This window comes from Paenibacillus sp. HB172176 (genome assembly GCF_011947265.1).
Taxonomy (GTDB): domain Bacteria; phylum Bacillota; class Bacilli; order Paenibacillales; family Paenibacillaceae; genus Pristimantibacillus.
Window position 1 is genome coordinate 1 of sequence record NZ_JAATHD010000027.1, and the last position, 12,904, is coordinate 12,904.

Annotated in this window: 11 protein-coding genes; 3 read left to right on the top strand and 8 right to left on the bottom strand. The window is 47.2% G+C overall.

From position 1 onward, the window contains the following. Positions 1-453 precede the first annotated feature (453 nt). Together HFP08_RS24420 and gyrA are read right to left on the bottom strand one after the other, a co-directional pair. Positions 454-1,563 (bottom strand): HD-GYP domain-containing protein, encoded by a 1,110-nt coding sequence (locus HFP08_RS24420; protein ID WP_240941834.1) that lies wholly within the window; start codon positions 1,561-1,563, stop codon positions 454-456. 57 nt (positions 1,564-1,620) lie between these two features. Further along, a complete protein-coding gene (gene gyrA / locus HFP08_RS24425; protein WP_168123251.1) occupies positions 1,621-4,110 on the bottom strand; it encodes a DNA gyrase subunit A in 2,490 nt (829 codons plus the stop codon). Positions 4,111-4,485: 375 nt separating this feature from the next. Here gyrA and HFP08_RS24430 point away from each other — a divergent pair, with 375 nt between their 5' ends. Then, complete coding sequence (locus HFP08_RS24430; RefSeq protein ID WP_277345887.1) at positions 4,486-5,244, top strand: YheC/YheD family protein; 759 nt, start codon at positions 4,486-4,488, stop codon at positions 5,242-5,244. A 72-nt stretch (positions 5,245-5,316) separates the two neighbouring features. On the opposite strand, the gene gyrB is transcribed toward HFP08_RS24430, so the two are convergent. The 6 genes from gyrB to dnaA all read right to left on the bottom strand — a co-directional run bounded on the left by gyrB (position 5,317) and on the right by dnaA (position 11,660). Continuing rightward, positions 5,317-7,227: a DNA topoisomerase (ATP-hydrolyzing) subunit B gene (gyrB, locus tag HFP08_RS24435; protein ID WP_168123252.1), complete on the bottom strand. Its 1,911-nt coding sequence runs from the start codon at positions 7,225-7,227 to the stop codon at positions 5,317-5,319. Between the two features lie 38 nt (positions 7,228-7,265). Further along, positions 7,266-7,517, bottom strand: a complete 252-nt coding sequence (gene remB / locus HFP08_RS24440) for an extracellular matrix regulator RemB (protein WP_168123253.1) — start codon at positions 7,515-7,517, stop codon at positions 7,266-7,268. 21 nt (positions 7,518-7,538) lie between these two features. Beyond that, positions 7,539-8,648: a DNA replication/repair protein RecF gene (gene recF, locus HFP08_RS24445; protein ID WP_168123254.1), complete on the bottom strand. Its 1,110-nt coding sequence runs from the start codon at positions 8,646-8,648 to the stop codon at positions 7,539-7,541. A 38-nt stretch (positions 8,649-8,686) separates the two neighbouring features. Continuing rightward, the gene (gene yaaA / locus HFP08_RS24450; protein ID WP_168123255.1) at positions 8,687-8,902 is read right to left on the bottom strand and encodes a S4 domain-containing protein YaaA; all 216 of its coding nucleotides are present in this window, start codon (positions 8,900-8,902) and stop codon (positions 8,687-8,689) included. A 65-nt stretch (positions 8,903-8,967) separates the two neighbouring features. After that, positions 8,968-10,110 (bottom strand): DNA polymerase III subunit beta, encoded by a 1,143-nt coding sequence (gene dnaN, locus HFP08_RS24455; protein ID WP_168123256.1) that lies wholly within the window; start codon positions 10,108-10,110, stop codon positions 8,968-8,970. Positions 10,111-10,307: 197 nt separating this feature from the next. After that, entirely contained in the window at positions 10,308-11,660 is a 1,353-nt protein-coding gene (dnaA, locus tag HFP08_RS24460; RefSeq protein ID WP_168123257.1) for a chromosomal replication initiator protein DnaA, read from the bottom strand. 615 nt (positions 11,661-12,275) lie between these two features. On the opposite strand from dnaA, the gene rpmH reads away from it, so the two are divergent. Then, on the top strand, positions 12,276-12,410 hold the full coding sequence (rpmH, locus tag HFP08_RS24465) for a 50S ribosomal protein L34 (protein WP_168123258.1): 135 nt from the start codon (positions 12,276-12,278) through the stop codon (positions 12,408-12,410). A gap of 81 nt (positions 12,411-12,491) precedes the next feature. Continuing rightward, the gene (rnpA, locus tag HFP08_RS24470) at positions 12,492-12,842 is read left to right on the top strand and encodes a ribonuclease P protein component (protein ID WP_168123259.1); all 351 of its coding nucleotides are present in this window, start codon (positions 12,492-12,494) and stop codon (positions 12,840-12,842) included. Positions 12,843-12,904: the final 62 nt, after the last annotated feature.

Sequence of the window (12,904 nt, forward strand, 5' to 3'; positions counted from 1 at the left end):
GGCACGCCGCCAGCGTTCGTCCTGAGCCAGGATCAAACTCTCCATAAAGGGAGTTTTGTTACTTGACGAAGTCAATAACAAAAGCTCCAAGGTAGAAATTTGACTTGCTCAAAATCTTAATCGCTTTTTCATTATTTCAACGAAGCAAGCTCCGTTCATTTAATGAGGCAGTTTCACTCGTTGTTCAGTTTTCAAAGAACAATCTTTATTCCCCGTCAACCGCGTGTCTCTCAGCGGCGACTTAGATAATATATCACGTATGCCTATACGATTGCAAGTGTTTTTTTATTTTTTTATAAAATATCGAGATCAGCCTCTATTGAATAGTGCAATAACCTGCTGTAACAGCTGATTTCTCTATTAATAATTTACTAATAACGATTAAAAATCGAGGTTTGAAAACAAAAAGAAGCCTTGCAAAGGAACAATATTCCGTGAACAAGACTTCTTTCATTACTTGATTACTTCTTCTATATACAAATTTCTTTCCTGAACGAGATTCACAATGCTTCCATTAATCGAAACCCATGGCCTGGTTGGATGCGTTTGATCAGAGAATACGATTTCTCCAATCCGCTTATCGCTAAGACGAACAACGGTTCCGTTGTGAAATTGAGTCGTCTTCTGGACAAAGATCCGGACATAGGCCGGATCCAGCTTTCCGAATGCATCACTCTGAATTTGTTCCAAAACTAGATAAGGCGAAGCAGCCTTTCGATAGGCTTTGTTCAAGGTCATCGCATGAAAGATATCGGCAATGCTTACAATTCTGGCGTATGGATGAATTTTCGTGGAATCGATTCCAAGCGGATACCCGGTTCCGTCTATCTTCTCGTGATGCTGCAGAGCGGATAGCTTAACGCCCTCATTTAACGCAGCAACGCTCTTAAGCATCTGATAGCCTAATACGGTGTGACGCTTCATTTCCTCCTGCTCGCCCGCTGAAAGAGGCTTAGGATTGGTCAGTATGGCGCGATTTATGCGAATATTGCCAATATCCTTCAACAAGCCAGCTAAAGCAACTTGCATCCACTCTCTCTGAGGGATATTGACCCACTGCGCCAGCATGTAAGAAGTCATCGCGCATGCGACACTGTTATGAAGCAAATAATCACGCTCTTGGAACGAAATCGGCACAAACTTGAGTATATTGTAACTTGATAATTGTTGGAGCAGTTTCTCCATTTGCACGCGAATATCCATGATCGGCATATTCTGGCCGCTGACAAACGTATTATACGTTTCACGCAGAAGCTGTACCATATTGTCATACTCTTGCTGCAATGGACTTGTCGGAGTTTGCTTCATCGCCGCTTGCTTATTGGTTGTTTGCTTGCTCGCATTCTGCGATGGCTTCTCCTCCGCGTTCGACTCGCCCGTTTTGCCGTCCTTGGTTTTCTCTTCCTCCAAGGTAACATGCGTAATGAGAAAGGCTTGAAGAATATCAAGCTCCTTCTGCATCACTATTCTGCCTTTGTGGAATAACACGCCACCAAGCGGGGTGAGGACTTCTTCATCCAGTTTGTCTCCTAGCTTCACGTTCTCAACCAGTTCTATTCCCAAGCTTGTCCCCTCCCCTATGCTTGATGCCTATACGAATACAGGATCATTCAACTCGCATTATTCTGTATCTGTATTTCCCTCTGCTTCAACTTGACCTTCTTCATCGGCGATTAATTCCGCTTCTTCGCTTCTTGCCACGCGAGTGACGGTGGCAACAGTATCATCATCTCTCGTATGAATCAGTCGCACGCCCTGCGTGTTCCGGCCCATTGTCGAGATGCCTCCCATGCTTGTGCGGATCATCGTTCCTAGAGCTGTCATAATCATCAGATCCTCTTCATTGTCCACCACTTTAAGAGAAACGATAGGACCGTTCTTGTCCGTGACATTCAGCGTCTTAATGCCCTTGCCGCCGCGATTCTGAATTCGGTATTCGCCAATCGGCGTGCGTTTGCCGTAGCCTTTCGCGGTGACAATCAACACATCCTTCTCCGGAACAACAACATCCATATCGATTACCGTATCATGATCATCCAGACCGATGCCCTTCACGCCCGTAGCTGACCGACCCATGGAGCGAACATCCTCTTCCGAGAAATGAATGGACATACCCTGTGCGGTCCCCATAATGATATGCTGGTTTCCGTCTGTCAGCTTCACGCCGATGAGATCATCATCTTCCCGCAAGGAAATCGCGATCAAGCCGATCTTCCGAATATTCACGTAATCATCAAGCGGCGTCTTTTTCACAACGCCCTGTCTGGTCGCGAAGAACAAGTAATGATCGGCATCGAAGGCTTGAACCGGAATAACAGCGTTCACGGTCTCCCCTTGCTCGATCTGTATCAAATTAATAATCGGCGTCCCCCGTGCCGTGCGGCTGAGATCCGGAATCTCATAAGCCTTCAGCTTGTAGACCTTGCCTTTGTTCGTGAAGAACAACAGGAAGTGATGCGTATTGGATACAAAAAGATGCTCGACAAAGTCATTCTCCTTCGTATCCATGCCGACCACGCCTCTTCCGCCGCGCTTCTGACTGCGATAAGTCGTAACCGGCAAACGCTTGATATAGCCGGAATGCGTAATCGAGATGATGACATCCTCGCGGGGGATGAGATCTTCATCGAGAATCTCTTCGTCGCTCGCTGTAATTTCCGTGCGTCGTTCGTCCCCGAAGCGTTCTTTGATCTCATTAAGCTCCTCGCTTATGATGTCCAGCACAAGCTGCTCGTCAGCCAGAATGGCTTTGTATTCCGCAATCTTCTTGATCAATTCCGCGTATTCGGCTTCAATCTTGTCGCGTTCGAGTCCTGTCAGACGCTGCAAGCGCATATCGAGTATGGCTTGCGCTTGTTCATGGCTTAACGAGAAACGCTCAATCAATCCTGAGCGGGCTTCATCAGCCGTCTGGGAAGAACGAATCAACGCGATAACCTCATCCAAATGATCAAGCGCGATTCGCAAGCCTTCGAGAATATGAGCTCTGGCTTCCGCCTTCTTCAGGTCATACTCCGTGCGCCGGCGAATAACTTCAATCTGATGCTGCAAATAATGATAGAGCATGTCTCGCAAATTCAAGGTCTTTGGCTCGCCATTTACGAGTGCGAGCATATTGATGCCGAAATTGGATTGAAGCTGCGTCTGCTTATATAAATTATTCAGCACCACGCTCGGATTAACATCTCTGCGCAGCTCGATTACGACGCGCATGCCGTTGCGGTCGGATTCATCACGCAAATCTGTAATGCCCTCGATCTTCTTCTCGCGCACGAGCTCGGCAATTTTCTCAACCAATCTCGCCTTAATGACCTGATAAGGGAGCTCATGCACAAGAATTCTTGCCTTTCCGCCATTCTCTTCAATTGTAGCACGGGCACGCATAGTAACCGAGCCTCTTCCCGTCAAATAAGCCTGACGAATGCCATGATGTCCCATGACGATTGCCGCTGTCGGGAAATCGGGACCTTTCACAAATTCCATCAACTCCAGAGGAGTAATATCCGGATTTCGGATTAAAGCCTGCGCGCCGTCAATGACCTCATTCAAGTTATGCGGAGGAATATTCGTTGCCATGCCGACAGCAATTCCCGTTACGCCGTTCACTAGCAGATTGGGAAAACGCGAAGGCAGCACAACCGGCTCTTGTTCTTCCCCGTCGTAGTTAGGCGCGAAATCGATCGTTTCTTTGTTAATATCACGCAGAAGCTCCATTGCCATCTTGGACAATCTCGCTTCTGTATAACGCATGGCTGCCGCCATGTCGCCGTCAATCGAACCAAAGTTCCCATGACCGTCCACCAACATGTAGCGCATGGAGAAATCCTGGGCCATCCTGACCATCGATTCGTATACGGCGGAGTCGCCGTGCGGATGGTACTTGCCGATGACTTCTCCTACAATTCTGGCTGATTTCTTATGCGGCTTGTCCGGCGACATGCCCAGCTCAGACATTGCGTATAGAATACGACGATGAACCGGCTTCAGCCCGTCTCTCACATCAGGCAGCGCCCGGCTTACGATGATGCTCATGGCATAATCCATGAAAGAATCTTTCATCTCCGTGCCTATATCGCGATCTGTAACTGAAATTCGTTGATCCTCGGCCATGCTTTACCTCCCTGACGTCATCTATCTTTTTTCATTCGTTGCATAAGATATCGTCTCTATATTACTTTCTCAAATGAAGCTCATATAAACCTGATGAGGCAATTTCGAACATGTCTTACTTCCGATTCGGAACCAGCAATGTCAGCCTATTCGAAAATAGGCAAAAAAATGAATCCCCATCACCGAAAAAGAGTCATAAATTAAACAGACCCAACTTTTATTATACCATTCATTACAGGCTCTGTCTTGCACTTGATGAAACTTCAACGCCTAAGATGAAGCCGGCAAGACGTGTTCATCCTGCCGAAATCGTGAAATGTCATCAGAAGTCATCCTCTAGCTCATAAAATCGAATGGAGGTGAAACACGCTGAGTATTCAACGAGTAAGAAGCAAATGGTCCAAAACAAAGATTTTAATGAAAAATGAACACTTGCTCCCTTATGTGCCGCATACGAAAAGGTATAGTCGCAGCAGCCTCTCATCCATGCTGGAGCAATACGGCATGGTCTATGTAAAACCAATCAGCGGCACTCACGGCAAAGGCGTCATCCGAGTTGAATATCTGCCGGAGAAGTCCTCCTGCCGTTACCAAATAAACAATACTATCAAGAGCTGCTCGACCTTCAACGATTTGCATCAAGCTCTGCTTGCCTATACGCACAAGAAAAAATATATCGTGCAGAAAGGCATCTATCTTCTTAAGCATCACAAGAGACGCTTCGATATTCGAGTTATGGTTCAGAAAAATTTGCGAAATAAATGGGAAACTACCGGCATTATCGGCAGATTGTCTCATCCCGAGCGGATTGTGACCAACTATCATAACGGGGGAACGATGATCTCGTTCGAGAAGCTGCTGTCAGAACATCTATCGCCTGCAACGATTGCCGGTTACAAGAGTGATCTGCGGAGGCTCGGGGCGGAAATCGGCAGGCAATTGAGCACCGCTTATCCAAGGTTGAAGGAATTAGGCATAGATGTCGCTATCGACAAGAAGCTGCATCCGTGGGTGCTTGAGGTTAATACCAAGCCTCATCCTTATGTCTTTCGAATGCTGAAGGATAAGAGCGTTTACCAGAAAATTCGCCGCTATTCTCTCGCTTACGGAGGGATGAAAGGTAAAAGCAAATGAGATAGAGGTGATGCTTATTCCTAACTGCGATAGAAGAAGCAGCCTTCCTTCCGGAGAGGCTGCTTCCCTGTTCTATATATCAAGATTGGTCACATATCTGGCAAATTTCTGAATGAACTCTCGACGCGGTTCCACGTTGTCGCCCATCAGCGTATCGAACACCGTGTCTGCCTCAATTGCATCTTGAATCGATACTTGCAGCATGGAGCGACTGTCGGGATCCATGGTAGTCTCCCATAGTTGTGTTGCATCCATCTCGCCAAGTCCTTTGTAACGCTGAATGTTGACTTTGACGCCTTCGCCGTATTCCGCGAGAATGGCATCGCGTTCCTTCTCGGTCAAAGCGTAACGAACAACCTTGTTGCGCTCGATCTTGAAAAGCGGCGGCTGTGCGATATAGATAAAACCGGCTTCGATAATCTCCCGCATGTAGCGATAGAAGAAGGTGAGCAGCAAAGTACGGATATGCGCGCCGTCGACATCGGCATCGGTCATAATGATGATTTTGTGGTAACGTGCTTTCGCAATATCGAAATCATCGCTGATACCCGTACCAAGCGCTGTAATAATCGCCCGTATCTCCGCATTGCCGAGGATGCGGTCAAGCCGCGCCTTCTCTACATTCAAAATCTTGCCCCTGAGCGGCAGAATCGCCTGGAAGTGACGGTCTCGGCCTTGCTTGGCTGAACCGCCGGCGGAATCGCCTTCGACAATATACAGCTCGCTTAGCGAAGCATCCTTGGAGGAGCAATCCGCCAGCTTGCCCGGCAAGGAGCCGATCTCAAGCGCGCTCTTCCTGCGGGTAAGCTCGCGAGCTTTGCGCGCTGCTTCGCGCGCACGCGCCGCCTGCAAGCCTTTGTCCACGATTCTGCGCGACACGGAAGGATTCTCTTCCAGAAATTCCTGCAGCTTCTCCGAGAACAAGGATTCGACGATGCCGCGCACCTCGCTGTTGCCAAGCTTCGTCTTCGTCTGGCCCTCGAATTGCGGATCCGGGATTTTGACCGAAATGATCGCCGTCAAGCCTTCCCTCACATCATCGCCGGAGAAGTTGGAATCATTATCCTTGATCTGGTTGTTCTTGCGGGCGTAATCGTTAATAATACGCGTTAGCGCGCTCTTGAAGCCCGATTCATGCGTGCCGCCTTCATGCGTGTTGATATTGTTGGCGAAGGAATAAATATTCTCCGTATAGCTGTCATTGTACTGAAGGGCAACCTCAACATTGATGTTATCCTTGGTGCCCTCCACGTAGATCGGGAATTCATGCAGGGCCGCTCGATTGCGATTCAAATAATTGACGAATTCAATGATGCCCCCATCGTATTTGAAGGCTTGCGAGACACCTGTGCGCTCATCCGTCAGCACGATCTCAATGCCCTTGTTCAAAAACGCCAGCTCCCGTATCCGAGATACCAGTGTCTCATAATCAAAGACCGTCGTCTCCGTGAAGATCTCCGGGTCGGGCTGGAACGTAACCTGCGTTCCGGTAACATCGGATTCGCCGACAATCTTAATATCGTATTGCGGCACGCCTCTGCGATATTCCTGCTGGTACACATTTCCATGAAGTCTAACCTGGACGCATACATGCTCAGACAAAGCATTGACGACGGATACGCCAACTCCATGCAGACCTCCGGACACCTTGTAACCTTCGCCGCCGAACTTGCCGCCCGCATGAAGCACGGTCATAACAACCTCAAGCGTGGATTTCTGAAGCTTCGTATTCAAACCGACAGGAATGCCGCGTCCATTATCTATAACGGTGATACTGTTGTTCTCGTGAACAATAACATCGATTTTGGTGCAATAGCCAGCGAGCGCTTCATCGATACTGTTATCGACAACCTCCCATACGAGATGGTGAAGACCTTTGCCGCTGGTAGAGCCGATATACATCCCCGGACGTTTGCGGACGGCCTCTAATCCTTCCAGAACCTGTATCTGACTCTCGTCATACGTATGCTGTTCCAAAGACATGCTAGTTCACTGCTCCTCTCAACTGCTCTTCCTGTTCTCTATCCATTCGCTGCGAAATGATGGGCTCGTTTCTTAAGCGTAGAGGATGATATGGGGGAATAATATATTTTTTTATCCGTAACGACGATGGACTTCGGCTCTTCCTCTCCAATCAACTCTACATCCTTGCGCTTCTTTGCTCCCGCAACGAATTGCTTGGACAGCTTGGAGGACTGCTCGATGGATATATCAAATATGGCAACAAGCTCTGCGGCTCTTACAATCTTCTCGGCGCCCAAATGAATGTACATGTTCCGCCCCCCTGACTGCGCTTATCCTTTAACAGTGCCTTCCCGCACATCATAGATACCGGCATCGTGGAGTTTGCTAATATTCACGCTCTCCAGGCCGGTAGTTGTGATGAAGGTTTGCACTTTGGTTTGAAAGGTTTCGATAAGCTGCGTCTGTCTGTTTTGATCCAGCTCCGACAGCACATCATCCAGCAGAAGAAGCGGATATTCGCCTATCTCCTCATGGATCAGCTCGATCTCCGCCAGCTTAAGAGATAAAGCTGTCGTTCGTTGTTGCCCTTGCGATCCGAATACCTGGGCTTCTTTATCGTTGATGAAGAAAGCCAAGTCGTCGCGATGCGGGCCAGCGAGCGTAACCCCTCTCCGAATCTCCTGATCTTTCACCTGTGATAACTTTATCATAAATTGCTCAAATAAAACAGATTCTTCTTGCAGAGCGTCAATATCGAAGGACGGACGGTATAGAATCGATAATTTCTCTGCTCCGTTTGTAATGCCCGCATGAATCTGTTCTGCGAAGTTTTGCAGTTTCTGTATAAAGTGTTTCCTTTTTTTCATAATTTTAACACCAAGCTCGGCAAGCTGCATATTCCATACTTCGAGCATGGTCATATTCACATGACCGGGAACGACGTTTTTCAAATAATTGTTGCGCTGCTGAAGCACCTTTCCATATTGCTGCAGCAAATGCAGATAACCCGGCTGCACCTGCCCAATCTCCATATCCAGAAACCTCCGGCGTACGCCAGGCGTTCCCTTTACAATCTCAAGATCCTCGGGAGCGAACATCACGACGTTCAGAGATCCGATGAAATCGCTTAGCTTCCGTTGCTCAAGACCGTTTATTTTCGCTTTCTTGCCCTGCGATGTGAATTGGAGATCAAGGCTGACAGAGCCATACCGTTTCTCGACACTCCCTGTTATCCGAGCCGCATCAGCTTCCCAACTGATTAATTCCTTGTCCTTGGAGGTGCGATGCGATTTGGACAAGGCCAGCACGAATATGGCTTCGAGCAGATTGGTCTTGCCTTGCGCGTTCGATCCAAGAAAGATAGTCACTCCATGCGGCGTCTCAAGCTCTAAATGGGCATAATTGCGATAATGTTGTAAGGCGATATGCGTTAATTTCAATGCGAAGACCTCCGGTCTTATGCCGCTTCTCTAGTTTCTCACGCTCTGACGACCAGGAAGCTTCCGCAGTCCTGTACCTCGACTCGATCTCCTGCATACAATTTGCGTCCTCTGCGGTTATCCACTTCCCCGTTTATGTGGATAACATTCTCTTGAAGAAAAAATTTAGCTTGTCCACCTGTGGATATGCAGTCGGCAAGCTTTAAAAATTGTCCAAGCGCGATATATTCCGTATGAATCGTAATTTCTTTCAAGATGTTCAGCCATCCCTTCCGCTGTGCGTCTGCCATGCTCGTTTCAGTCAGACGAATGCATACGATTAATTGGTTGTGCGATAAGGCAGAATCACATATAAACTGAAATCGTGATCCATCGGCTTCACGATGATTGGTCTCATCGCCCCGGTAAATCCGATCATGATTTGCTCGCTGTCGATTACTTTTAGCACGTCCAGCATATATTTGGAATTGAAGGCGATTCGGAGCGGCTGCCCTTTAAAATCAACCACATCAATATGCTCCGTTACTTTGCCAAGCTCGGTCGAGCTTGACGATATTTCGATTTGTCCGTCCTCCATGGTTGCCAGACGAACGACATTCGTTTTCTCTTCTTTGGACATCAGATATGCGCGATCGATCGCATCCATGACCAACTTCGTATCCAGTATCAGTTCTGTTTCGAATACATGAGGAATAATCTTGGAAGTATCCGGATAGGTGCCGTCCAATATTCGCGTGTAGAACAGAATATTATCGAGCTTGAAGAGCACTTGATTATCGGCAACCACGATATCGATTAACGTATTCTGGTCAGGTATCAGCCTGGACAACTCATTAAGCGTCTTCGCAGAGATGACGATATTCGTGAATTGCAGCTCTTCTTCCGTATTCACCTTGGTAACGCGACTAGCCAAGCGATGACGGTCTGTCGCGACGAATTTCAATTCATTGTCCTTGAGATTCCAGAGAACCCCTGTCAGTATGGGCGTTTGTTCGCTTGTAGACGCGGCCAGAATCGTTTGTCTAATCATAGACCTTATGATATCTCCGGCAATTTGAACGATCTTGTCCTGCTCGATGGCCGGCAACACAGGAAATTCTTCCGGATCGAGTCCAACCATCTGAATTTCGGAGGACCCCGATCGAATCATTGTTTGGAACTGCGGACCTACCTCGATGACGACTTGATCGGAAGGCAGCTTGCGTATAATTTCCACAAAAAATTTGGCTGGCAGCACAACGCTTCCCGGTTTTTCCACTTCGGCAATAATTATATCTTCTTGTTCTACCGCAATGAAGCTTTGAATAGATATATCAGTATCACTTGCTGTCAACGTTACGAATTGATGGGTCACGTCGATTTTAATTCCACCCAGAATCGGAATGGCTGGTCTTGCCGCGATTGCTTTTGCTACTTGTTGTATAGATTCATTGAGTTCATTTTTCAATATGGATAGTTTCATGAGTACACCCTTTTCTTTTTGGCATGGGTTTTGCTGTTTTCGGCGAGAGCCGTTATCGCATGTTTGTAATGATATTCTTTAATTAATAATACTAGAAGTAGCAGTAGGGGACCTGAATATGTGGATAACCCCGATTAATAGGGATAAAACAAGCCTATCCACATGTGCATAGCGTGTGCATAGGCTTGCTTGGTTGTTCACATATGCGATTTGATTTTTTCGGTCAGGTTCTGAATGATTTTGTAAAGCTCCTGATCAACCTTCAACTGCTGTGTAATCTTCTCATGCGCATGTATAACGGTGGTATGATCTCTGCCCCCGAAGGCTTCGCCGATCTTCGGAAGCGAATAGTCGGTTAATTCCCTGGACAGGTACATGGCGATTTGCCTCGGGAAGGCAACCGCTTTCGTGCGTTTCCTTGCTTTGAATTCCTCTATTCGCAGACCGTAGAATTCTCCGACTCTTGTCTGGATATCGGGAATTGTAATCATTCGCGGCCTGCTTGAAGGAATAATGTCCTTCAGCGCTTCGGCGGCAAGATGCGAGGTGATATCGGCATTGATAAGGGAGGAATACGCGACGACGCGGATCAATGCGCCTTCAAGCTCCCTGATGTTCGTATCGATTTGATTGGCGATATAGTTCATCGCTTCATTCGGAATATCCAGATTCTCGGCCTTGGCCTTCTTCCGGAGTATCGCGATCCTCGTCTCAAGATCAGGCGGCTGGATGTCGGTGATAAGACCCCATTCGAATCTGGATCGGAGTCTATCCTCGAGAGTCGGAATCTCCTTGGGCGGGCGATCGGACGAAATGACGATTTGCTTGCGTTCTTCGTGCAGCGCATTGAAGGTATGGAAGAATTCCTCTTGCGTCTGTTCCTTGCCGGCGAGAAATTGGATATCGTCTATGAGCAGCACATCAATGTTCCGATATTTGGTTCGGAAGCTCTCGCCCTGACCATCGCGAATCATATTAATGAATTCATTGGTGAATTTCTCGGAAGAGATATAGAGCACTCGGGTATTCGGATTGTGATCCATAATATAATGCCCAATCGCATGCATAAGATGGGTCTTGCCAAGACCGACGCCTCCATATAGAAACAATGGATTGTAGGCTTTTGCAGGGGCTTCCGCGACAGCAAGCGACGCTGCGTGGGCGAATCGGTTATTGGCGCCGATGACGAAGGTGTCGAAGGTATATTTGGGATTCAGCATATGAGAATGCGTATCTTCCGTTGCTGCGGCCGGCTGCACCGGTTTGGCGGGAAAAGCATAGCTCTGCTCGACGACCTTCGGATCGTCTATCGTAAATTTCACATCAACCTGTCTGCCTAGAAATTCGTATAATGTTGTTCGGATAAGCTTCGTGTAACGTCCTTCAAGCCATTCTGCGGCAAATGTTGTCGGGGCTGTTACTTCAAGTATTGATTCATCGACGAAGGACGCTTTGGTTGCTTTGAACCAGGTGTCAAAGCTAGGCTTGCTCAGCTTCGTCTGGATGATGGACAACACTTGTTGCCATAAATCATAGGTATGGCTATCCACAGACTGTCACTCCTTATCTTCGATCGCCGAGTAGGCGCAGTTGCACAGAAAATTGTCGAAAGCATCTATATTGTAACGAAAGCATCCACATTTTGACGGGATGTAAACGGGGCACTTATCCAAGCTGGATAAGTTTGTTCACAATGTTATCCACAGCCTGTTAATAAATATGGCGATAACTTTCATTCATCCACAGTAAAAACATACTTATCATAGCAAAAGACGCCTTGTATTTCAACGAATTTGCGGATATTATCCACATACTCAAGCACTTGTGTATAAAAGTTATCTACAACACTAGATATTGTTTATATCTTGTTAAGATTTCGACAAAGTTCGTCCTTTCCTTATCGAAAATATCCACATGTTATTATTTTCTGACGGAATTTCGTGTTTTATCGGTTATCCACAATATAAAGACGCGTTTTTTTGTCCGGTTTTGGGAACAATGAACGAAACGGCATACCGAGAAATTGTGGAAGCGATGGACGAGGGAGTCGGCATTGACTTTTGGGCTTTGGCGTGGTTTAATAGTAAAAGCGATTTTTGTGATGAGACGTGGACCTCTGCCGAGGTTTTCTCATAGCTACATGTAATATAGGAGGTGCATCTTTAATGAGACCTACATTTAAACCGAATGTTAGAAAACGTGCGAAAGTACATGGATTTCGCAAACGTATGAGCTCGAAGAACGGTCGCAAGGTTTTGGCGGCTCGTCGTCAAAAAGGAAGAAAAGTATTGAGTGCGTAAGCTGAAGACCACGTCAGGTGGTCTTTTTTTTTATTCAATGGGCAATACTTATAAGAATCAGAAGGAACGGTGGCATCAATCGTGCGCAGATCATTACGTCTACGAAATCGGGAGGATTTCAGTCGTATTTATAGGAAAGGCAAATCCTTCGCTAATGGCCAATTTGTCGTCTATTGGTCCAAGCAGAGAATTGCCGAGCCGTTTCGGCTTGGCGTGTCCGCAAGCAAAAAAATCGGCAATGCCGTTGTTCGCAACCGCATGCGTCGCATGGTAAAGGAAATCGTTCGCCATCAGGAGCATCGCATAGTGCCTCATACGGATTTCATCTTGATTGTGCGAAAGCCCGCAACAGCGATGAAGATGAAGGAGATGGAGAAGAGCGTCCATCATGTGCTCAAAAAAGCAGGCTTGTTCAAGCCGTTGAAGGGATAGCTAATGGCCCCAAAAATCGGAGCTTGCACCAGACCGCAGCCATTTCTTGTTTCCCATTAATA